Here is a 22,011-nt window from a genome sequence, read left to right on the forward strand (position 1 = left end):
CTCTGTACTTCTTCCTGCTCGCTCAGGCGGCGAGCGATTCCTTCGCGGCGGCCACGACGTGCTCGGTGGTGATGCCGAACTCGCGGAACAGGGTCTGGTAGTCGGCCGAGGCGCCGAAGTGCTCGATCGACACCGCGCGGCCGCGATCGCCGAGGATCTTCTCCCAAGTCAACGCCAGACCGGCTTCGACCGATACCCGGGCGGTGACCGAGGACGGCAGCACCTGCTCGCGGTACTCGTCGGACTGCTCGGCGAACCACTCGAGGCTCGGCGCGGAGACCACGCGCGCGTTCACCCCGTCGGCGGCGAGCTGCTCGCGCGCCGCGATCGCGAGCTGCACCTCGGAGCCGGTCGCGATGAGGATCACGTCGGGCGTGCCGCCGGGGGCTTCGGCGAGGATGTAGGCGCCCTTCGCCGTGTTGGCGGCCGAGGCGAGGACATCACCGGATGCCTCGCCGTCGCCGCGCTCGAACACCGGAATGTTCTGGCGGGTGAGGGCGATGCCGGTCGGCTCGTGGCGGCGACGGAGGATCTCGAGCCACGCGTACGACACCTCGTTCGCGTCGGCGGGACGCACGACGGACAGGCCGGGGATGGCGCGCAGCGTCGAGAGCTGCTCGATGGGCTGGTGGGTGGGGCCGTCCTCGCCGAGAGCGACCGAGTCGTGGGTCCACACGAACACAGACGGCACCTTCATCAGCGCGGCCAGGCGCACAGCGGGGCGCATGTAGTCGCTGAAGATGAGGAACGTGCCGCCGAAGGGACGCGTCGGCCCGTGCAGCACGATGCCGTTCAGGATCGCGGCCATGGCGTGCTCGCGGATGCCGAAGTGCAGCACCCGCCCGTACGGGTTGCCGGCGAATTCGTGCGTCGACCACTGCTCGGGGATGAACGACGCCGCACCGTTGATGGTGGTGAGGTTCGACTCGGCCAGGTCGGCCGATCCGCCCCAGAACTCGGGCAGCACCGGCGCGAGGGCGTTGATGACCTTGCCCGATGCGGCGCGGGTCGACAGCTGCGTGCCGCCCTCGAACACCGGCAGCGCGGACTCGAGGTCGGCGGGCAGCTCGCCCGCGAGCAGCCGGTCGAGCAGTGCCTTGCGCTCGGGGTTCGCGGCCGCCCAGGCGTCGAACGAGGCCTGCCACTCGGCCTGCGCCGCAGCGCCGCGCTCGAGGGCGCCGCGGGTGTGCGCGAGCACGTCGTCGGCGACGACGAAGGTTTCGGCGGGATCGAAGCCGAGCACCTCCTTCACCGCCGCCAGCTCGTCGGCGCCGAGCGCCGAGCCGTGGATCTTGCCGGTGTTCTGCTTCTTCGGGCTCGGCCAGCCGATGATCGTCTTCAGGATGATGATCGACGGCTTGTCGGTTTCGCCCTTGGCGGCTTCGATCGCCTCGTGCAGGGCCGCGACATCCTCGACGTACTCGCCCGTCTTCTTCCAGTCGACGGTCTGCACGTGCCATCCGTAGGCCGCGTAGCGGTCGGCGACGCTCTCGGTGAAGGCGATGTTCGTGTCGTCCTCGATCGAGATCTGGTTCGAGTCGTAGATGACGACGAGATTGCCGAGCTGCTGGTGGCCGGCGAGCGAGGATGCCTCGCTGGTGACGCCCTCCTGCAGGTCGCCGTCGCCCGCGATCACATAGACGAAGTGGTCGAACGGGCTCTGGCCGGCCGCGGCATCGGGGTCGAAGAGGCCGCGCTCGAAGCGCGAGGCGTACGCGAAGCCGACGGCCGAGGCGAGGCCCTGGCCGAGCGGACCCGTCGTGATCTCGACGCCGTCGGTGTGGCCGTACTCAGGGTGGCCCGGGGTCTTTGAGCCCCAGGTGCGCAGCGCCTGCAGGTCGGAGAGCTCGAGCCCCGATCCCTCGAGATAGAGCTGGACGTACTGGGTGAGCGAGGAGTGCCCGGCGGACAGGATGAACCGGTCACGGCCGAGCCACGCGTGGTCGGCGGGGTTGCGCCGCATCACCTTCTGGAAGAGGAGGTATGCCGCCGGTGCCAGGCTCATCGCGGTGCCGGGGTGGCCGTTGCCGACCTTCTCCACGGCGTCGGCTGCGAGCACGCGCGCCGTATCCACGGCCCGAGCATCGATCGGATCCCATTCGAGACTTGCCACGAGGTTGCAGTTCCTTCCGGTCGTGGCGACACCCGCAAGACGTTCCAGGGGGGCCGCCGTATCGTCACGGCGCAGTGGACCCGACGACCGTTCCGGTCTCACGTCGGTGGTTGAGAAGACGGCACTCGAATCCACGCCGCCTGGCGCGCTGGTCTCAGTATACGGACGCCCCGTATTCCCCATCCGGGATCTGTGACGGAGGATGACTCACGCCAGCGCCCGGGTGATGTGAGGTCGGGGCGGGGCTGTGGATGTCCTAGAATCGTCGAGGATCGTGCACGCCGGTCGGGCTGTCGCGCGCTCCGGAACGAGGAACGATGCAGCAGGCCGTACAGACCCGTGACGCCAGACCGGCGACGACGCTGCGACGCAAGGTCGCCGCCTACATCGCCCTCACCAAGCCGCGGGTGATCGAGTTGCTGCTCGTCGTGACGGCGCCCACCATGATCCTCGCCGCCGACGGGCTGCCCGACCTGTGGCTGCTGCTCGCCACCCTCATCGGCGGGGCGATGAGCGCGGGCTCGGCCGGCGCCTTCAACTGCTACATCGACCGCGACATCGATCGGTTGATGAAGCGCACGAAGAACCGCCCGCTCGTCACCGGCGAGCTCACCGACCGGCAGGCGCTCGTATTCGCCTACGCGCTCGGCGCGGCATCCATCGCCTGGCTCTGGGTCTTCACCAACTGGGTCGCCGCGGCGCTGTCGCTGGCCGCGATCCTGCTCTACGTCGTCTTCTACAGCCTGATCCTGAAGCGCCGCACGGCGCAGAACATCGTCTGGGGCGGCATCGCCGGTTGCATGCCGGTGCTTATCGGCTGGGCCGCGGTGACGGGCAGCCTCGACTGGGCGCCCGTCATCCTGTTCCTCATCATCTTCCTCTGGACGCCGCCGCACTACTGGCCGCTGTCCATGAAGTACAAGGACGACTACGCCGCCGCGCACGTGCCGATGCTCGCCGTGGTGCGAGGGCGCGCGCAGGTGGGCCTGCAGGTCATCCTCTACACGTGGGCGACGGTCGCGTGCTCGCTGCTGCTCATCCCCGTCGCCGACATGGGGCTCGTGTACACGGCGGTCGCGATCGTGGTCGGCGGATGGTTCGTCTACGAGACGCACCGCCTCTACGCGCTCGCGATCCGGCATGTCGAGGTCTCGCCGATGCGGGTCTTCCACGGGTCGATCGTGTACCTGTCGCTGCTGTTCCTCGCGGTCGGCATCGACCCGCTGCTGCCCTTCTAGCCGCGCTCGCGGACCCGATCGAGATCGTGCTCGCGCTCGTCGCCGTGTGCCAGCCGTTCGAGGCCGCGATCGCGGTGTGGGATTCTGCGCGCCGCAAGGGACTGGTGTCCAAGGAAGTGCTGTGCCGGACTTCCTGATCGGCGAGCGGCTCGTCGTCCACCCTGGATTCGGCGATCACCACAGCATCGGAGGACGTGCAGCCGATCGACCCGGTGCCGTGCAGATCTCCGAGGTTCTGGCGGGTGCGGGCGTCAGGCGGGGACGGATGCCTCGGCCGGCACGTCGGCGGTCACCGGGCGCTTCAGGCGGAGGACGACGAGCGTCATGGTCGCCGCGGCGAGCGCGGCGAGCACCATGTGGATGCCGACGAGTATCGGCGGCAGGCCGTTGCGCGCCTGGATGAGGCCGACCGCGATCTGCACGAGCTCGACGCCCAGCAGGGTAGCGGCCCATCCGAGCGTCGGCAGCTTCAGCCGCCACGCGGCGACGGCGAGCACGACCGTGAGCGCGAACAGTGCGTAGCCGGGCCACGCGTGCACGTGCTCGAGGAGTTCGGCGTCGAATCCGTTGCGGCCGGCCGCGGCATCGCCCGAGTGCGGGCCGGCGCCCGTGGTGAGGATGCCGAACGCGATCGTCAGGGCGAGCACCGCGGTCGTCGCGTGCGCGAGCCCCGCGTACCAGCCGGGCACGGCGAGCTCGCGCGGCCCGGGCACCGCGTCGAGCCGGGCGAGGAACGCCGCGGTCACGCACACCAGCACGATCGACGACACGTAGTGGAACCCGACGATGAAGGGGTTCAGACCCGTCCACACCGTGATGCCGCCGACGATCGCCTGGGCGACGATGCCGGCGCCGACGATGAACGCGAGCACGAACAGGTCGCGCCGTTCGCGGCGGATCCGCCATACGAGCACGAAGACGATGAGCGCGATGATGCCGACGACGCCGGTCATCATGCGGTTGCCGAACTCGATGAGCGAGTGGTACGTCAGCTCCTCGGTCGGCACGAGCGATTCTGGCGTGCAGGTGGGCCAAGTGGGGCATCCGAGCCCTGAACCCGTGAGCCTGACCGCGCCGCCCGTCGCGATGATCGTCGTCTGCGCGAGGAAGCTGAGCCACGCGAAGACGCGCAGCAGGCGGGAGATGGGGGCGGGCGCGGGGTTCACGCGGGTTCGTTCCTCACTCGGGCCGCGTGCCCTGTGACGACGCCGTGAGTCCGGCGCCGCGGCGTCCGCGACCCTATAGACTTGTCAGGTTGAGGCATCCGCCCGGTGCATGTCCACGCGCCGCCCGGATCCCCAGCCATCTTAGGTTCGCAACGGAGCCACCCGCACATCACCGCCGAACGCACGCACCTCGACGTACGAGGGGCGGTGAGCCGGAATGATAGCCGGTCGCACGGGAGGAGAACGAGGAGCACATGACGGACGTACTGATCGACCGCCCCGAACTGGAAGGTCTCGGCGTCTACGAGTTCGGCTGGGCCGACTCCGACACCGCCGGGGCGTCCGCCCGCCGCGGACTCTCCGAGGAGGTGGTCTCGAACATCTCCGGGCTGAAGGACGAACCCGAGTGGATGCTCCAGCGGCGCCTGCGGGCCCTGCAGCTCTTCGACCGCAAACCGATGCCGTCGTGGGGGGCCGACCTCTCGGAGATCGACTTCGAGAACATCAAGTACTTCGTGCGCTCCACCGAGAAGCAGGCCCAGACCTGGGAAGACCTGCCCGAGGACATCCGCAACACGTACGAGCGCCTCGGCATCCCCGAGGCCGAGCGCCAGCGCCTCGTCGCCGGCGTCGCCGCCCAGTACGAGTCCGAGGTGGTCTACCACCAGATCCGTGAAGACCTCGAGGCGCAGGGCGTCATCTTCCTCGACACCGACACGGCGCTGCGCGAGCACCCCGAGTTCTTCGAGGAGTACTTCGGCACCGTGATCCCGGCGGGCGACAACAAGTTCGCCGCGCTGAACACGGCGGTGTGGTCGGGCGGCTCGTTCGTGTACGTGCCGAAGGGCGTGCAGGTCGAGATCCCGCTGCAGGCGTACTTCCGCATCAACACCGAGAACATGGGCCAGTTCGAGCGCACGCTCATCATCGCCGACGAAGGCTCGTACGTGCACTACATCGAGGGCTGCACGGCGCCGATCTACAAGAGCGACTCGCTGCACTCGGCGGTCGTCGAGATCATCGTGAAGAAGAACGCTCGCGTGCGGTACACGACGATCCAGAACTGGTCGAACAACGTCTACAACCTCGTCACCAAGCGCGCCGTCGCCCACGAGGGCGCCACCATGGAGTGGATCGACGGCAACATCGGCTCCAAGGTGACGATGAAGTATCCGTCGATCTTCCTGATGGGCGAGCACGCCAAGGGCGAGACCCTGTCGGTCGCGTTCGCGGGCCCCGGCCAGCACCAGGACGCCGGCGCGAAGATGATCCACATGGCCCCGTACACGCAGTCGTCGATCGTCTCGAAGTCGATCGCGCGCGGAGGCGGCCGCGCCGGCTATCGCGGCGAGGTGCGCGTCGACGCGAACGCCCACCACTCGGCGAACACGGTGCGCTGCGACGCGCTGCTGGTCGACACGATCTCGCGTTCCGACACCTACCCGGCGATCGACATCCGCGTCGACGACGTGCAGCTCGGTCACGAGGCCACGGTCTCGAAGGTCAGCGAAGAGCAGCTCTTCTACCTCATGGCCCGCGGCATCCCCGAGGACGAAGCCATGGCGATGATCGTGCGCGGCTTCATCGAGCCGATCGCGCGCGAGCTGCCGATGGAATACGCGATGGAACTCAACAAGCTCATCGAGATGGGCATGGAAGGATCGGTGGGCTGAGCGTGACCACCCCCGCTACGCAGAGCACCGCTGTGCCCTCGACCGGCCTCGTCACCGAGGGCCAGTACGGCATCCGTCCGCATTCCGAGGGCGCGGGCGCGACGGTGCCCGTGCAGACCCGTTCCGAGCGGTTCCGCTCGGTGAACGTCGACGACTTCGAACCGGTCACCGGTCGCGAGCACGAGTGGAAGCTGTCGCCGGTCGCGGCCTTCGCCGACCTGACGTCGGGCGAACTCGACGGCTCGCGGCTCGCGATCGACACCGCGGATGCCGCGGGCATCGCGACCTCGTGGATCGGGCGCGACGACGCCCGCATCGGCACCGCCGGCATCCCTGAAGAGCGCGCGAGCGCCAACGCCTGGTCGACCTTCGGCGAGGCGCTGCTCATCTCGGTCACCGGCGAGGACGACAAGGTCGCCACGGTGACCCGCACCGGACTCGGCACGACGCCGCGCGGCGCGCACACGGTCATCGAGGCCGCACCGAACAGTCGCGGACTCGTCGTGCTTCGCGGCACCGGCGACGCCCGCCTCAGTGAGAACGTCGAGATCCTGGTGGGCGCGGGCGCGAACCTCACGGTCGTCTCGCTGCAGGAGTGGACGGATGACTCGGTGCACCTCGCGAGCCACTTCGCGCGCATCGCGCGCGACGCGAAGCTCAAGCACATCGTCGTCTCGCTCGGCGGCAAGGTCGTGCGGGTCAACCCGTCGACGCACCTCGCCGAGCAGGGCGGCGACGTCGAGGCACTGGGCCTGTACTTCTCCGACGCGGGCCAGCACCTCGAGCAGCAGGTGTTCGTGCACCACGACGCCCCGCACACCCGCTCGCGCGTGACCTACAAGGGCGCGCTGCAGGGCGAGGGCGCGCGCAGCGTCTGGATCGGCGACGTGCTCATCGGCAACGCCGCGACCGGCACCGACTCGTACGAGCAGAACCGCAACCTCGTCCTCACCGACGGCACGCGTGCCGACTCGGTGCCGAACCTCGAGATCGAGACCGGCGACATCGAGGGCGCAGGCCACGCGTCGGCGACCGGCCGGTTCGACGACGAGCAGCTCTTCTACCTGATGGCCCGGGGCATCCCCGAAGACGAGGCGCGCCGCCTCGTCGTGCGCGGGTTCCTCACCGAGATCGTGCAGCAGATCGGCCAGGCCGAGCTCGAGGCACGGCTCATCGAGGCGCTCGAAGCCGAGCTGCAGGGAGCCTGACGTGGCAGCCGTTCGCATCTGCGGCATCGACGAGCTGGTCGAGAACCAGGCGTCGCGCTTCGTCGTCGACGGCGTGCCGATCGCGGTGGTGAAAGACGCCGCCGGCGAGGTCTTCGCCATCGGCGACACCTGCACCCACGGCGACATCTCGCTCTCCGAGGGCTTCGTCGAGAATGACACGCTCGAATGCTGGGCCCACGGCTCGATGTTCTCGCTGAAGACCGGCAAGCCCCTCACCCTCCCGGCCTACGAGCCGGTCCCCGTCTACCGGGTCGACATCGAGGGCGGCGACGTCCTCATCGACCCCGCGGTCACGCTGACCGTCTGAAACCTGCTGCGGCCTCCGGCCGCATGACCGAAGGAAGAAACCCCACCATGTCCGTGCTCGAGATCAAGAACCTGCACGTCAACGTCGAGACCGACCAGGGCACCCGCGAGATCCTCCGTGGTGTCGACCTGGTCATCAACGAGGGCGAGATCCACGCCATCATGGGGCCGAACGGCTCCGGCAAGTCGACCCTCGCCTACACGATCGCCGGCCACCCCAAGTACACCGTCGTCCAGGGCGAGATCCTGCTCGACGGCGAGAACGTGCTCGAGATGACGGTCGATGCGCGCGCCCGCGCCGGCCTGTTCCTCGCGATGCAGTACCCGGTCGAGATCCCCGGCGTGACCGTCACGAACTTCCTGCGCACCGCCAAGACCGCGATCGACGGCGAGGCGCCGGCGATCCGCACCTGGCTGAAGGACGTGCGCGGCGCCATGCAGAACCTCAAGATGGACCAGGCGTTCGCCGAGCGCAACGTCAACGAGGGGTTCTCGGGCGGCGAGAAGAAGCGCAACGAGATCCTGCAGCTCGAGCTGCTGAAGCCGAAGTTCGCGGTGCTCGACGAGACCGACTCGGGCCTCGACGTCGACGCGCTGAAGGTCGTCTCGGAGGGCGTCAACCGCGCCCACGACAACACCGGACTCGGCATCCTGCTCATCACCCACTACACGCGCATCCTGCGCTACATCAAGCCCGACTTCGTGCACGTGTTCGTCGCAGGCAAGATCGCCGAGCAGGGCGGCCCCGAGCTCGCCGAGCGGCTCGAGGATGAGGGCTACGACCGGTACCAGGTCGCCGAGGCGGCCGACGCCGAGGCCGCGGTCCTCGAGGCCGCGGGCGAGTAGTCCGGGCGTAGACTCGATTCATGGTCAGCTCACTCGCGCCTGAGAAGTTCGACGAGGTCACTGAGGCCTTGAAAGACGTCGTCGACCCCGAACTCGGCGTCAACGTCGTCGACCTCGGCCTCATCTACGACCTCGGCTGGGACGACGAGCACGACGCGCTGGTCATCCACATGACGCTCACCAGTGCCGGATGCCCCCTCACGGACGTGCTCGAGGAGCAGACCGCCGAGGCGCTCGACGGCATCGTCGAGCAATTCCGCATCAACTGGGTGTGGATGCCGCCGTGGGGTCCCGAGCGCATCACCGACGACGGTCGCGACATGATGCGCGCGCTCGGGTTCGCGATCTGATGACGGCCGACCCGGCCGATCGGCCGGTCGAGTCCGCGCCGCGCGACACCTACACGCACGGCCACCACGAGAGCGTGTTGCGCAGCCACACGTGGCGCACCGTCGACAACTCGGCGGCGTACCTCGTGCCCCACCTGTTCGACGGCGCGAGCGTGCTCGACGTCGGCTGCGGGCCCGGCACGATCACCGTCGACCTCGCCCGTCGGCTGCCCGCGGGGCGCGTGCTCGGCATCGACGCGTCGGCTGAGGTAGTCGCGCAGGCTTCCGGCCTCGCACAGAGCTCGGGCATCGTGAACGCCGAGTTCCGCACCGGCGATGCGTACGCGCTCGACCTGCCCGACGACAGCGTCGACATCGTGCACGCGCACCAGGTGCTGCAGCACCTCTCGCGACCGGTCGATGCCCTGCGCGAGTGGCGACGCGTGCTGCGTCCGGGCGGCGTGCTCGCCGTGCGCGACGTCGACTACGGCGGCGTGATCTGGAGCCCGGCGTCGGCGGGGCTCACCCGTTGGCTCGAGCTGTACCGCGACGTGCACCGCTGGAACGGCGGGGAACCCGATGCGGGCCGGCACCTCACCTCGTGGGTTCGGACGGCGGGATACGACGAGATCGCCGCGACCGGGTCGGTGTGGGTGTTCGCGACCGCACTCGAACGCGAGTGGTGGGGTGAGTCGTGGGCGCTGCGCGCGACCGAGTCGCAGTTCGCCGCGCACGCGGTCGAGGCCGGCCATTCGCACCCCGATGAGCTCGAGCGCATCGCGCAGGCCTGGCGCGAGTGGGCGGCCGACGGCGACGGCTGGCTGCTGATGCCGCACGCCGAGGTCATCGCGCGCGGCTGAGCCGCACACGAGAGCGACTCGGGCCCGAGCCCGATCGCTGCCGCACGCACCGCGTTTCAGCGACCCCCGGCGTCACCAGTCCTCGTCGCCACCGTCGAGATCGACGATGCTCTCGCGCACGACCGTGCCGTCGTCGAGCTCGGCGATCGGTCGACCCTCGAGCCAGGTGAGCGTCCATGCGCGGCCGGCACCGTCGGCCCGGCCGGCTTCGATGTCGGCGATCGCCGGCCGGATCGAGGCCGGCACGGACACGGGCGGTTCGGCGCCGAACGGCCAGCGCGTGCCGAGCTGCATCAGGCGTCCATCTCGTACGTCACCCACGACGTGCGTCGGGCGAGCGAGTCGTACAGCCGCTGCGCCTGCTCGTTGTCGTCGGCGGTGATCCAGCTGACGCCCCCGCCCAGTTGCCCGGCGCGCGCGTGCACCGCCTCGATGAGGCCGCGGCCGACCCCGCCCTCGCGGTGGTCGGGCGCGACCCACAGGTCGTCGAGGTACAGGCCGGTGGTCGCGGTCAGCGTGTCGGGCGCTGGACGGAAGTGCGCGAGCCCGATCGGCGTGCCCTCGGGGTCGACCGCGATCAGCGCGTCGAGCGGGTGGTGCTCGTCGCGGATCCAGTTCCACACGATGAGGGCCTTCGCGTCGTCGAGCTCGTGCCCGTAGAAGCGGCAGTAACCCTCGAACAGCGGCAACCAGCCGAAGAAGTCGTCGTCTTCGACCGTGCGGATGTCAGTGCTCACAGTTCCCCCTCACTGCTGCGGCGCGTCGAGCTCGATCTCGCGCACCTCGAGCGCGTCGCCCTCGACGAACGAGAGCTCGGCGATGCGTCCGACGGCGCGCAGGTCGGCGGCCGCGGTCTCGAGCAGGCGGATCGCGTCGGCGGGGCCGGCGATCACGGCTCGGGCGACCGGCGTCTTCTGGGACGCCTTGGCGTTCGTCTTGGCTCCGCGGATGCCGGTCAGCGCGAGCCCGGCGAGCTCGAGCAGCTCGTCTCCGGCATCGCCGCGCGCGTCGAGCTCGTCGACCGTCGGCCACGCGGCCGTGTGCACGCTCGCCTCGTTCGACCAGCTCCACGCCTCTTCGGCCGCGAACGGGATCACGGGGGCGAACAGGCGCAGCAGCACGCTGAGCGCGGTCTTCAGCGCCGCGACGGCCGAGGCCTGCGCGGGGGAGGCCTCGCCGTAGGCGCGCTCCTTCACGAGCTCGAGATAGTCGTCGCAGAAGGTCCAGAAGAACGTCTCGGACACCTCGAGCGCGCGGGCGTGGTCGTAGGACTCGAGCGCGCGCGTGGCCTGCTCGACGACGCGCTCGAGCGCGGCGAGCATGCTGCGGTCGATCGGCTCGGTCACGGGGGCATCCGCGGTGCCCTCGAAGCCGAGGATGAACTTGGCCGCGTTCAGCACCTTGATGGCCAGGCGCCTGCCGATCTTCACCTGCGTCGGGTTCTGCGGGTCGAAGGCGGCGTCGGTGCCGAGGCGGCTCGAGGCCGCCCAGTAGCGCACCGCGTCGGATCCGTGCTGCTCGAGCAGGCCCGCCGGGGTGACCACGTTGCCCTTCGACTTCGACATCTTCTTGCGGTCGGGGTCGACGATGAAGCCCGAGATCGCCGCGTTCGCCCACGGCGAGACGCCGTGCTCGAGCTGGGCGCGCAGCGCCGTCGAGAACAGCCAGGTGCGGATGATGTCCTGGCCTTGTGGGCGCAGCGAGAACGGGAACACGAGGTCGAACAGCTCGGCATCGCGCTCCCAGCCGGCGGCGAGCTGCGGGGTGAGCGACGACGTCGCCCAGGTGTCCATCACGTCGTGCTCGCCGACGAAGCCGCCGGGCTCGCCGCGCTGCGACTCGTCGTAGCCCGGCGCAGGCGCCGAGGACGGGTCGACCGGCAGGAGCTCGCGGGTCGCGACGATCGGCTCGTCGTAGACGGGGTTGCCGTCGGCGTCGAGCGGGTACCACACCGGGATCGGCACGCCGAAGAACCGCTGGCGCGACACGAGCCAGTCGCCCGACAACCCGCCGACCCAGTTCTCGTAGCGCACGCGCATGAAGTCGGGGTGCCAGTCGATCTCGCGGCCGACCTCGAGCAGGCGCTGCTTCAGCTGCTCGTCGCGCGCGCCGTTCGTGATGTACCACTGCCGGGTCGAGACGATCTCGAGGGGCCGGTCGCCCTTCTCGAAGAACTTCACGGGGTGGGTGATCGGCTTGGGGTCGGCGAGCAGGTCGCCCGACTCGCGCAGCAGCTCCACCATCGCCTGCTTGGCGCTGAATGCGGTCTTGCCGGCGAGCTGCGCGTAGGCGGCGAGCCCGGCCTCGGAGGTGATCGCGTCGGGCGCGTCGGCGATGATGCGGCCGTCGAAGCCGATGATCGCGCGGTTCGGCAGTTGCAGCTCGCGCCACCACACGACGTCGGTCACGTCGCCGAAGGTGCAGATCATCGCGATGCCGGTGCCCTTGTCCTTCTGGGCGAGGTGGTGTGCCACCACGGGCACCTCGACGCCGAACACGGGCGTGGTCACGGTCGAGCCGAACAGCGGCTGGTACCGCTCGTCGTCGGGGTGCGCGACGAGGGCGACGCACGCGGCGATGAGCTCGGGGCGGCTGGTCTCGATCTCGACGATGCCGCCGTCGGGGCGGTGGAACGACACCCGGTGGTAGTGGCCCGGCTGCTCGCGGTCTTCGAGCTCGGCCTGGGCCACGGCGGTGCGGAACGTGACATCCCACAGCGTCGGTGCGAGCGCCTGGTACGCCTCGCCGCGCTCGACGTTGCGCACGAACGCGAGTTGCGAGGTGAACAGCGCTTCATCGCCGATGGTGCGGTAGGTCTGGCTCCAGTCGACCGAGAGACCGAGCGAGCGCCAGAGCGCCTCGAACTGCTGCTCGTCCTCGACCGTCAGTCGCTCGCACAGCTCGATGAAGTTGCGCCGCGAGATCGGCACCTGGTCGGCGGCCTTGATGCTCTTGCCCTCGCCGCCCTCGAACGGCGGCACGAACCCGGGCTCGTACGGCAGGGTCGGGTCGCAGCGAACGCCGTAGTAGTTCTGCACCCGGCGCTCGGTGGGCAGGCCATTGTCGTCCCAGCCCATCGGGTAGAAGACGTGCTTGCCGCGCATGCGCTGGAAGCGGGCCACGACGTCGGTGTGCGTGTACGAGAACACGTGGCCGATGTGCAGCGAGCCCGACGCGGTCGGCGGCGGGGTGTCGATCGAGTAGATGCACTCGCGGCCGCCGTCGGCGGATTCGACGCGGCGAAGTGCCGAGTCGCGATCGAACCGGTAGGTGCCCTGCGTCTCCCAGACACCGCCCCACTTGGCCTCGAGGCCCTCGAGGGCCGGCTTGTCGGGAATGCGCGCGTCGGTCATGATGCTCCGGTTCGATATGTGCGGCACCGAGTCCGTGATGAGGTGCCTGAATGTGGATCCGACCGATTCTAACGGGAACGGCGGATGTCACGTAGCCGAGGCCGCCCGCACCGCCGCCATGCGGATGCCTCGGAGCGCTCACCCGCGCGCGGGGTCGAGTGTCAGCCGGTCGGCCAGCAGCTGCCGCGTGTACGCGTCGGTCGGCGAGTCGAATACCGCGGCGGCGGGGCCGGACTCCACGACCCGTCCGTCGTGCAGCACGAGCACCCGGTCGGCGAGGTGACGCACGACGCCGAGATCGTGCGAGATGAAGAGGTAGGCGAGACCGCGCTCGCGCTGCAGGCGGTCGAGCAGCGCCAGCACCCGAGCCTGCACGGTGACGTCGAGCGCCGAGACGGGTTCGTCGAGCACGAGCACGTCGGGCTCGGCGGCGAGCGCGCGCGCGATCGCGACGCGCTGGCGCTGGCCGCCCGAGAGGGTGGCCGGCGCGCGGTCGGCGATCGTCGCCGGCAAGCCGACGTCGGCGAGGAGGGCTCCGACCCGTGCCTCGCGCTGGGCGGCGGGCACGTGCGGCGGCAGCGCGTCGGCGATCGTGCGGCCGACGCTCCACCGCGGGTCGAACGATGACGCCGTGTCCTGCGCGACGAGGCCGACCCGGCGGCGGAGCGAGCGTCGCCCGGTGCCGTCGAGGTCGGCCCACGTCAGCCCGAACCAGCCGATCGTGCCCGCATCGGGCGCCATGAGTCCGAGGACCGCGCGCGCGAGCGTGGTCTTGCCCGAGCCTGATTCGCCGACCACGCCGAGCGTCTCGCCGGCGCGCAGCTCGAACCCGACTCCGTCGAGGGCGATGCGGTCGCCGAACGACTTCGCGAGGCCGCTCGCGGCGAGCACCGGGGCGGTGGTCGACTGCGCGGGCGGCGCGCCCGCGGTCGTCGTGTCGCGCGCCGGCAGGTCGGCGGCCGCGACGAGCTCACGGGCGTACGCGGTGCGCGGCGACGTGAGGACGTCGTGTGCGGAACCCTGCTCGACGATGCGGCCGTCGCGCATCACGAGCACCCTGTCGGCGATGCCGGCGACCACCGCGAGGTCGTGCGTGATCAGCAGCAGCCCCGTGCCGGCCGCCTTGAGACGAGCGAGCTCGTCGAGGACGCGGCGCTGCACGGACGCGTCGAGTGCGGTGGTCGGTTCGTCGGCGATCACGAGCGGCGGGTCGAGCACGATCGCCGAGGCGATGAGCGCGCGCTGGCGCAGACCGCCCGACAGCTCGCCGCTGCGCTGCGACGCGCGCCGGTCGGGGGCGGGCATGCCGACGCGTTCGAGGGTGTCGCGTACGAGTGCCGTGCGCGCAGGAACGGAAAGGCGTCGATGCAGTCGAGGCGCATCCGCGATCTCCCGGCCGATCGGTCGAAGCGGATCGAGCGAGACGAGCGCGTCCTGCAGCACCAGGCCGACCCGCTCGCCGCGGATCGCGCGCCACCGTCGCGCGCCGAGCCCGCGCAGATCGCCGCCCTCGAGCTCGAGTCGATCGGCCGTGACGCGCGCGTGCTCGCCGGCGAGGCCGAGCAGCGCCCGCGCCGTGACCGACTTGCCCGACCCGGATTCGCCCACGATCGCGACGCATTCGCCTGGCGCGATGGAGAGCGAGACCCCGGCGACGACCTCGCGGTCGCCGAAGGCGACACGGAGGTCGTCGACGGCCACGAGCGGGTCGGATGCCTCGGGCTCGGCGGGTGCGGTCGCGCGCCCGCCCACGGCGTCGGTGACCTGACGCTCGTGGTCCACCGATGCGACCTCGTCGACCAGCTCGCCGGCGCGAGCGTCGACGGCGCTCCGAGCCGAGGACGGAGCGATCGCATCCGTGCCCGCCGACTCGGCTCGCCGACGCGACCCGGCGGCGAGACGACGCCCGATCACGGTGGCGGCGATGATCGTGCCGACGATCATGAGGCCCGGCATGACGGTGAGCCACCACGCCGTCTGGATGTACGTGCGGCCCGCATTGAGCATCGCCCCCCACTCGGGCGCCGGGGGCTGCGCGCCGAGCCCGAGGAAGCTGAGGGTCGACGCCCACACCACCGCTTGGCCGACGCCGAGGGTCGCGAGCACGAGGAGCTCGCCCGCGACGTTCGGCAGAATCGAGCGGAACACGATGCGCGTGCGCGAGTGGCCGAGGACGCGGGCCGCCTCGACGAAGCCGGTCGAGCGGATGCGCAGCACCTGGCCGCGGATGATGCGCGCGTAGCCGGGAGCGGTGGACAGGCCCACCGCGATCGTCGCCGGCAGCGGGCCCGGGCCGGCGATCACGATGACCAGGAGCGCCAGCAGCAGGCTGGGAAACGCGAACAGCACCTCGAGCACGCGACCGACGATGAGGTCGGCGGCGCGGCCTGCCAGGCCCGCCGTGAACCCGAGCACGGCACCGAGAGCGAGTCCGATCGCGGTCGCGGCGACGCCGATCACGAGAGACGCGGCGGCGCCGTGCACGAGTCGTGTGTACACGTCACGGCCCGACTCGTCGGTGCCGAGCCAGTGACCCGGCGACGGCGGCGTGAACGCCTCTGACGGCGCGATGGCGCGCGGGTCGCCCGGTGCGAGGAGCCAGGGCGCGAGGGCGGCGATCGCCAGGAACACCGCGAACGCGATGGCGATCACCTCGCCGACCGACAGGTCGGGGAGGCCGCGCACGCGTACGCGGGTCGCTCCGCGAGAGCCGAGCGCCTCGAGCTCTACCGCGCCGACGCGGGGTTCGGTTGCGCTCATGCCGCGAACTCCCGGGCGGGCCCGCGCAGTCGCGGGTCGAGCGCGACGCTCACGAGGTCGGCCACGATGGTCACGACGATGTACGCGATGGCGGACACCAGCACGATGCCCGTGACCAGCGGCACGTCGCGCAGCGTCACCGCCTGCAGCAGCGACCGACCGAGCCCGGGCCGGGCGAAGATCGTCTCCACGACCACCGCGCCCGACACGAGGTAGCCGAACGCCCAGGCGCTGAGGTTCACGCCCGGCAGCGCCGCATGCCGCAGCGCGTGACGGAACCGCACCCCGCCCTCGGTCTCGCCGCGGGAGCGCGCCGACAACGAGAACGGGGCGCCGAGGGCTTGCTGCAGCGATTCGCGCATGACCTGGGCGAGGAAGCCCGCGACGGGGATCGCGAGGGTGACGACGGGCAGCACCAGGCCCGAGGCATCCGCAGTGCTGACCGGCGGCAGCAGGTGCAGCCAGGTGCTGAACACGACCACCAGTACGGCCGCGAGCCAGAAATGGGGGAGCGCGGCGGCGACCGTCTCGACCGTGCCGCCGACCGCAGCGGCGATGCGGCCGCCGCGGGTGCCCGCGCCGAGCGTCGAGAAGAGCGCGAGGGCGAGCGCGATCACCCACGCCAACGCGAGCGCGATCACCGCCAGGGCGAACGTGCCGGGGAGTTGGGCGGCGATCACCTCGGCGACGGGCTGGCGCAGCGCGTACGACGTGCCGAAGTCCCACGTCGCGAGCCGGCCGAGCGCGAGCAGGTACTGCTGCAGCAGCGGCAGATCGAGGCCGTACTCGTGACGGACCGCCTCGAGCGCCTCGGCGCTGGCCTGCGACCCGGGGCCGCCGAGAATCGCCTGCGCGGGATCGCCCGGGATGAGCCGGATCGCGAAGAACGTGATCGTCGCGACCGCCCACAGCACGAGCACCGCACCGGCCAGGCGCACGCCGAACCGCCGCGCGAGCGGCCGCAACCGCCCGCGCGTCGGTTCGACGCGCGCGACGCTCACTCCTCGGTGAAGCGCGCGTCGAGGAACGTCGGGGTCGACACCGTGGGCATGGCCCGCATGCCCTCGAGACGCGACGTGTGCAGGTAGTGGTTCTGCTGGTCGTAGATCGGCAGCAGGTAGCGGCCCTCGAGCACGCGCTGTTGCACATCGCGGTAGATCTCGGCGCGCTGCGCCTCGTCCTGCGACGCCGACGCCTGCTCGAGGAGCGCGTCGATCTCGGGGTCGCGCACCTGCGCGAGGTTCGCGAAATACCCGCTCGGCGCCGGGATCGTGCTGTCGGAGTGGAAGAGGATGCGCAGCACGTCGGGCCCGACCTTCGTGTACGGCGCGCTCACGAGTTCGTACTCGTGCGCCGCGAGGGCGCCGTACCAGCTCGACAGGTCGAGCGGTGCGAGCTGCACCTCGAAGCCCACGGCGCGGGCCCCCTCGCCCAGCTGCTCGAACAGCGACTGCTCGGCGGGGGTCGACTGGTTCGTGCTCACCGGGAACCGCAGCTCGAGGCGCTGCCCGTCCTTCACCCGCACGCCGTCGCCGTCGCGCGCCGTCCAGCCGGCCTCGTCGAGCAGGTGATTCGCCTCGTCGGGATCGACATCGAACAGGTCGGGCTCGCTGAACGCCGTCGGCTCGACGCTCGAGAGCGGCGAGTACCCGCGCTCGGCGGTGCCGAAGAACAGCGAGTCGATGCCGGCGTTCACATCGACGGCCTTGATGAACGCCTCGCGCACCCGGATGTCGTCGAACGGCGGCTTCGAGGAGTCGAGTTCGATGCGGTTCGACGCACCCGGACGCGGTGCGTCGAGGTGCACGATTCCGGCCTCGTCGGAGGCGGCGGCGATGGTGTCGGGCTGCGCATTGTCGATGACGTCGACCTCGCCCGACTGCAGGGCCGCGTAGCGGGTGGCCGAGTCGGGCAGGAACCGCCACTCGATGCGGTCGAGGTAGGCGGGCCCGTCGTGGCCCGCGTCGGCGGGCGGCGAGGTGTAGTCGGGGTTCTGCACGAAGACGATGCGGTCCTGCTTCGTCCACGAGTCGACGATGAACGGCCCGGTGCCGATCGGGGCGAGGCAGTTCTCGTCGGTGCCCCGCTCGAGCCCGGCCGGCGACTCGATCGCCACCCAGGGCTGGCTGAGCGACTCGAGCAGCGCGCTGTCGGGCGCACTCAGGTGGAAGCGGGCGTGGGTGTCGTCGACGACCTCGACCTCGGCCACCTTCGCGAGCGCGAGCCATCCGGTCGACGACGCGGTGTCGGGGTCCTGCACGTGCTCGACGTTGGCCTTCACGGCCGCGGCGTCGAACGGCGTGCCGTCGGTGAACTCGACGCCGGCCTTCAGTGCGAAGTCCCAGGTGAGGCCGTCGTCGGAGACCTGCCACGATTCGGCGAGCCAGGGGATGATCTCGCCGTCGGCGTCGCGTGAGACGAGGGACTCGAGGAACTGGGTGGCGGCGAGTGCCTGCGGGTAGTTGCCGCCGACGTGCGGGTCGAGGCAGGTCGGCTCGGCGTCGCCCGACGCGTAGACGAGCGTGCCGCCCGATGCGGCGTCGCCCGACGCGCCGGGTTCGGCGGGGGTGCACGCGGCGAGCGCGAGCACGGCAGCTGCCGAGATCGCGACGGGCAGGGCGAAGCGGAGGGAACGGTGGCGAGAGAACACGAGACTCCTCGGGGATGCTCCGCCGTGACCTTCGCGGCGGATTCTTGGACTGAGTCCGGATAATGATCCTATGCCTGTTTCACGCAGTGTCGGCCGCCCGCGCGCGTCGAGCCGACGCGATCTCGAGGACGCCGCCGCCGAACTCTTCCTGGAGCAGGGCTACGGCCGCACCACGATCGACGACATCGCCCGCCGGGCCGGCGTCAGCCGCAACACGTTCTTCAACTACTTCGCGTCGAAGGGCGACCTGCTCTGGGTCGACCTCGATGCCACCGTCGAACGGCTCGCCGACGCGCTCGCCGCACAGGCGCCCGGGATCTCCCCGACGGCGGCCGTCGAACGCGCGCTCGTCTCGGTCGCCGAACAGCACCCGGGCTCAGCGGTGCCGATCGCGCTCACGCAGGCCGAGCTCATGGACACGCTCGCGGAGTTCCGGCTCGCCGGGGTCGCTCGGTTCGAACGGGTGAGCTCGATGCTGCGCGCCGAGCTCTCGCGCCGGGGCGCCCCGGTGGATCGGTCCGCCGACGTGCGCGCGGCGGCCGCGGCGGTGACCGCGGCGTGCTCCGCCGCCGTCGAGCTCTGGGCGCTCGCCGGGCCCGAGCGCGATCCGCTCGCCGCGTACGTGGCGCGCGCCGTGGCGCCCGTCTGCGACGGGTTCAGCCGCGTCCTCGGCTGAATCGGGCGGGGCGCCGCGCACGTTCGCGCTCGGGTGATCCGAGCCGGATCCGCCGCTAGCATGAGCGCATGACGCAGGGCGGGGTGCGTGCAGCAGGGGTGTCGGCGCTCGAGGCGCCGTGGGCGGCCGAGGTCGACGACGTGTTCGCTGCCCTCGGCACGACCAGGGGCGGGCTCGACGACGACGACGCGACGGCAGCGCTTGCCCGGGTCGGGCCGAACCGACTGCCGACCCCGCCGCGAGCGCCGCTCTGGCGCCGCGTGCTCTCGCACTTCCAGGACGTGCTCATCTACATCCTGCTCGCCTCGGCGGGGTTGAAGGCGATTCTCGGCGACTGGATCGACTTCGCGATCATCCTCGCCGTCGCCGTCATCAACGCCGCGATCGGGTTCATCCAGGAGGGGCGCGCCGAACGGGCACTGCAGGGCATCTCCGAGATGCTGTCGGTCCACGCGCACGTGCGCCGCAACGGCGAGTGGACGACCGTGGACGCCGAATCGGTCGTGCCCGGTGACGTCGTGCGGGTTCGCTCGGGCGACCGGGTCCCGGCCGACGCCCGACTCGTCGAGGCGGTCAACCTGCAGGTCGACGAGTCCGCGCTCACGGGCGAGTCGCTCTCCGCGACCAAGCGCTCCGAGCCCGTCGCGCCCGGGGCGGGCGTCGGCGACCGCGCCGACATGCTGTTCTCGGGCACGCTGGTGTCCGCCGGCACGGGCGAGGCGGTCGTCGTCGCGACCGGAGCGGCGACCGAGATCGGCCGCATCTCGACGCTCATCTCCACCGTCGACGCCCTCGAGACCCCGCTCACCCGCACGCTGGCCTCGTTCGGCAAGCGGCTCGCCCTGCTCATCGTCGTGCTGGCGATCGTCATGGTGGTGATCGGCAAGCTCGTCCACGACTTCTCGATCCCCGACCTGGTGTCGGCCGCGATCGGCTTCGCGGTCGCGGCGGTGCCAGAGGGGCTTCCGGCGCTCGTGACCATCACGCTCGCGCTCGGCGTGCAGCAGATGGCGCGCCGGCAGGCGATCACGCGCAAGCTCACCGCCGTCGAGACGCTCGGGTCGGTCACCACGATCTGCTCCGACAAGACCGGCACGCTCACCCGCAACGAGATGACCGCGCGCAGCGTTCGCACGCGCGGTGGGCTCTACGACGTCGCCGGCATCGGATACGGACCCGACGGCGGCCTCTCGCGCGGCGGCGCGCCGGCAGCGCTCGCCGATCACGCCGACCTGCGCGCACTCGTCGAGACCATGGCGCTCTGCAACGACGCCCGCACCGTCGACGACGCCGGCGTGTGGCGGCTCGTCGGCGAGCCCACCGAGGGCGCGCTGCACGTGCTCGGGGTGAAGGCCGGGTTCGATCCGGCCGGATGGACCCGCGTCGCGGTCGTGCCGTTCGAATCCGCGACGAAGTACATGGCCACGCTCGACCGCGACAGCGCCGACGGTCGAGCGGTGCACGTGAAGGGAGCCCCCGACCGGCTGCTCGCGCGCAGCGCGACGCAACTCGCACCCGACGGCACCTCCGAGCCGCTCGACGCCGCCTTCTGGTCCGACGAGATCGACCGGCTCGGCGCGCAGGGGCTCCGGGTCCTCGCCGCGGCCCGCACGACGCCGACATCGGGCACCGATGCCCTCGTGGCATCCGATCTCGACGCGGGGCTCGAGTTCATCGGCCTCGTCGGCATCGTCGACCCGCCCCGCCCCGAGGCGGTCGAGGCGATCGAGGCGTGCCACACCGCGGGCATCCGCGTGAAGATGATCACCGGCGACCACGCCGGCACCGCGTACGCGATCGCCCGCGAGATGGGCATCGTTCGCGACGAGGACGCGCGGGTGCTGACGGGCGAGCAGCTCGAGACGATGGGCGTCGAGGAGCTGCACGAGCTCGCGCCGCAGGTCGACGTCTACGCGCGCACGAGCCCCGAGCACAAGATCCGCATCGTCTCGGCGCTGCAGGCCCGAGGCGAGGTGGTCGCGATGACCGGCGACGGTGTGAACGACGCCCCGGCGCTCACCCAGGCCGAGGTCGGGGTCGCCATGGGCATCAAGGGCACGGATGCCACGAAGGAGGCCGCGGAGGTCGTGCTCGCCGACGACAACTTCGCGACCATCGAGCGCGCCGTCGAAGAGGGCCGGCGGATCTACGACAACCTGCGCAAGTCCATCCTGTTCTTGCTGCCGACCAACGGCGCGCAGTCGCTCGTCATCCTCGTGGCCGTGCTGTTCGGCCTGGCGTTGCCGCTCGAACCGGTGCAGGTGCTCTGGGTCAACATGGTCACCGGCGTGACGCTCTCGCTCGCGCTCGCCAACGAGCGCGCGGAGCTCGACGTGATGGCGCGTCCGCCGCGCGACCCGCGCGCCCCCATCCTCGACGCGCCGGCGCTGCGGCGCATCGCACTCGTCTCGGTGCTCATCGGCGGCGCAACCCTCGGCGTCTTCTACGCCGAGCGCGCCGCCGGGTACGAACTCGCGACCGCGCAGACCACGGCGGTGACGATGCTCGCGCTCGGCCAGCTCGCGTACCTGTTCAACTGCCGATTCCTCGATCGGTCGAGCCTCACCGTCGACGTACTGCGCGGCAACCGCGTCGTCTGGTGGTCGGCGATCGCGCTCATCGTGCTGCAACTCGTGTTCGTCTACGCGCCGTTCATGCACACCTGGTTCGGTTCGGCCGCGATCGGACCGCGCGAGTGGGGCCTCACCGCCGCCATCGCGCTGGCGGTCTTCCTGATCGTCGAGGCGGCGAAGGCGATCGCGCGGCGGTCGCGACGGGCCGGGTAAGATAGCGCCCAACGACTGCGATCCGG

The 22,011-nt window shown here is 70.9% G+C and carries 17 protein-coding genes; 9 read left to right on the forward strand and 8 right to left on the reverse strand.

Annotation, left to right across the window (positions count from 1 at the left end; genetic code table 11):
- Positions 1 to 22: 22 nt before the first annotated feature.
- Positions 23 to 2,113 (reverse strand): transketolase, encoded by a 2,091-nt coding sequence (tkt, locus tag FLP10_RS16990; protein WP_149161938.1) that lies wholly within the window; start codon positions 2,111 to 2,113, stop codon positions 23 to 25.
- Positions 2,114 to 2,430: 317 nt separating this feature from the next.
- Between tkt and FLP10_RS16995 the strand changes: the two genes are divergently transcribed.
- A complete protein-coding gene (locus FLP10_RS16995; RefSeq protein WP_149161939.1) occupies positions 2,431 to 3,351 on the forward strand; it encodes a heme o synthase in 921 nt (306 codons plus the stop codon).
- A 251-nt stretch (positions 3,352 to 3,602) separates the two neighbouring features.
- On the opposite strand, the gene FLP10_RS17000 is transcribed toward FLP10_RS16995, so the two are convergent.
- On the reverse strand, positions 3,603 to 4,517 hold the full coding sequence (locus FLP10_RS17000; protein ID WP_246150067.1) for a COX15/CtaA family protein: 915 nt from the start codon (positions 4,515 to 4,517) through the stop codon (positions 3,603 to 3,605).
- A gap of 254 nt (positions 4,518 to 4,771) precedes the next feature.
- Here FLP10_RS17000 and sufB point away from each other — a divergent pair, with 254 nt between their 5' ends.
- The 6 genes from sufB to FLP10_RS17030 are packed head-to-tail and all read left to right on the forward strand — an operon-like array spanning position 4,772 to position 9,760.
- Positions 4,772 to 6,190: a Fe-S cluster assembly protein SufB gene (gene sufB, locus FLP10_RS17005; protein ID WP_149161940.1), complete on the forward strand. Its 1,419-nt coding sequence runs from the start codon at positions 4,772 to 4,774 to the stop codon at positions 6,188 to 6,190.
- Positions 6,191 to 6,192: 2 nt separating this feature from the next.
- Complete coding sequence (sufD, locus tag FLP10_RS17010) at positions 6,193 to 7,398, forward strand: Fe-S cluster assembly protein SufD (protein WP_425457623.1); 1,206 nt, start codon at positions 6,193 to 6,195, stop codon at positions 7,396 to 7,398.
- 1 nt (position 7,399) lies between these two features.
- Entirely contained in the window at positions 7,400 to 7,726 is a 327-nt protein-coding gene (locus tag FLP10_RS17015) for a non-heme iron oxygenase ferredoxin subunit (protein WP_149161941.1), read from the forward strand.
- A gap of 47 nt (positions 7,727 to 7,773) precedes the next feature.
- Entirely contained in the window at positions 7,774 to 8,571 is a 798-nt protein-coding gene (gene sufC / locus FLP10_RS17020; RefSeq protein ID WP_149161942.1) for a Fe-S cluster assembly ATPase SufC, read from the forward strand.
- A gap of 20 nt (positions 8,572 to 8,591) precedes the next feature.
- Positions 8,592 to 8,921: a metal-sulfur cluster assembly factor gene (locus FLP10_RS17025; RefSeq protein WP_149161943.1), complete on the forward strand. Its 330-nt coding sequence runs from the start codon at positions 8,592 to 8,594 to the stop codon at positions 8,919 to 8,921.
- Complete coding sequence (locus FLP10_RS17030; protein WP_149161944.1) at positions 8,921 to 9,760, forward strand: methyltransferase domain-containing protein; 840 nt, start codon at positions 8,921 to 8,923, stop codon at positions 9,758 to 9,760. Before FLP10_RS17025 ends, FLP10_RS17030 begins: the two co-directional genes overlap by 1 nt.
- A gap of 72 nt (positions 9,761 to 9,832) precedes the next feature.
- Here FLP10_RS17030 and FLP10_RS17035 read toward each other — a convergent pair whose 3' ends face one another.
- From FLP10_RS17035 to FLP10_RS17060, 6 genes are all read right to left on the reverse strand, one after another.
- A complete protein-coding gene (locus tag FLP10_RS17035; protein ID WP_149161945.1) occupies positions 9,833 to 10,054 on the reverse strand; it encodes a hypothetical protein in 222 nt (73 codons plus the stop codon).
- Positions 10,054 to 10,497: a GNAT family N-acetyltransferase gene (locus tag FLP10_RS17040; protein WP_149161946.1), complete on the reverse strand. Its 444-nt coding sequence runs from the start codon at positions 10,495 to 10,497 to the stop codon at positions 10,054 to 10,056. Before FLP10_RS17040 ends, FLP10_RS17035 begins: the two co-directional genes overlap by 1 nt.
- Positions 10,498 to 10,506: 9 nt before the next feature.
- On the reverse strand, positions 10,507 to 13,113 hold the full coding sequence (valS, locus tag FLP10_RS17045; RefSeq protein ID WP_149161947.1) for a valine--tRNA ligase: 2,607 nt from the start codon (positions 13,111 to 13,113) through the stop codon (positions 10,507 to 10,509).
- Between the two features lie 138 nt (positions 13,114 to 13,251).
- Complete coding sequence (gene nikE / locus FLP10_RS17050; RefSeq protein ID WP_246150068.1) at positions 13,252 to 15,873, reverse strand: ABC transporter ATP-binding protein/permease; 2,622 nt, start codon at positions 15,871 to 15,873, stop codon at positions 13,252 to 13,254.
- Complete coding sequence (locus FLP10_RS17055; RefSeq protein ID WP_149161948.1) at positions 15,870 to 16,874, reverse strand: ABC transporter permease; 1,005 nt, start codon at positions 16,872 to 16,874, stop codon at positions 15,870 to 15,872. The genes nikE and FLP10_RS17055 overlap by 4 nt, the downstream gene beginning before the upstream one ends.
- Complete coding sequence (locus tag FLP10_RS17060) at positions 16,871 to 18,523, reverse strand: ABC transporter substrate-binding protein (RefSeq protein ID WP_210418437.1); 1,653 nt, start codon at positions 18,521 to 18,523, stop codon at positions 16,871 to 16,873. The genes FLP10_RS17055 and FLP10_RS17060 overlap by 4 nt, the downstream gene beginning before the upstream one ends.
- A gap of 70 nt (positions 18,524 to 18,593) precedes the next feature.
- Between FLP10_RS17060 and FLP10_RS17065 the strand changes: the two genes are divergently transcribed.
- Positions 18,594 to 19,199 carry a TetR/AcrR family transcriptional regulator gene (locus FLP10_RS17065; RefSeq protein WP_149161949.1) on the forward strand — a complete coding sequence of 202 codons (606 nt, stop codon included), beginning with the start codon at positions 18,594 to 18,596 and terminating at the stop codon, positions 19,197 to 19,199.
- A gap of 68 nt (positions 19,200 to 19,267) precedes the next feature.
- Positions 19,268 to 21,985, forward strand: coding sequence for a cation-translocating P-type ATPase (locus tag FLP10_RS17070; protein WP_149161950.1), 2,718 nt, complete (start codon positions 19,268 to 19,270; stop codon positions 21,983 to 21,985).
- Positions 21,986 to 22,011 lie beyond the last annotated feature (26 nt).

It is taken from the genome of Agromyces intestinalis, from assembly GCF_008365295.1.
GTDB lineage: Bacteria > Actinomycetota > Actinomycetes > Actinomycetales > Microbacteriaceae > Agromyces > Agromyces intestinalis.

What these genes read in the sequence shown, in the direction of transcription:
- FLP10_RS17035 (WP_149161945.1), bottom strand. Translation starts at nt 10,054, where the DNA reads ATGCAGCTCGGCACGCGCTGGCCGTTCGGCGCCGAACCGCCCGTGTCC.
- FLP10_RS17030 (WP_149161944.1), top strand. Translation starts at nt 8,921, where the DNA reads ATGACGGCCGACCCGGCCGATCGGCCGGTCGAGTCCGCGCCGCGCGAC.
- sufB (WP_149161940.1), top strand. Translation starts at nt 4,772, where the DNA reads ATGACGGACGTACTGATCGACCGCCCCGAACTGGAAGGTCTCGGCGTC.
- FLP10_RS17025 (WP_149161943.1), top strand. Translation starts at nt 8,592, where the DNA reads ATGGTCAGCTCACTCGCGCCTGAGAAGTTCGACGAGGTCACTGAGGCC.
- sufC (WP_149161942.1), top strand. Translation starts at nt 7,774, where the DNA reads ATGTCCGTGCTCGAGATCAAGAACCTGCACGTCAACGTCGAGACCGAC.
- FLP10_RS17065 (WP_149161949.1), top strand. Translation starts at nt 18,594, where the DNA reads ATGCCTGTTTCACGCAGTGTCGGCCGCCCGCGCGCGTCGAGCCGACGC.
- FLP10_RS16995 (WP_149161939.1), top strand. Translation starts at nt 2,431, where the DNA reads ATGCAGCAGGCCGTACAGACCCGTGACGCCAGACCGGCGACGACGCTG.
- FLP10_RS17070 (WP_149161950.1), top strand. Translation starts at nt 19,268, where the DNA reads ATGACGCAGGGCGGGGTGCGTGCAGCAGGGGTGTCGGCGCTCGAGGCG.
- valS (WP_149161947.1), bottom strand. Translation starts at nt 13,113, where the DNA reads ATGACCGACGCGCGCATTCCCGACAAGCCGGCCCTCGAGGGCCTCGAG.
- nikE (WP_246150068.1), bottom strand. Translation starts at nt 15,873, where the DNA reads ATGAGCGCAACCGAACCCCGCGTCGGCGCGGTAGAGCTCGAGGCGCTC.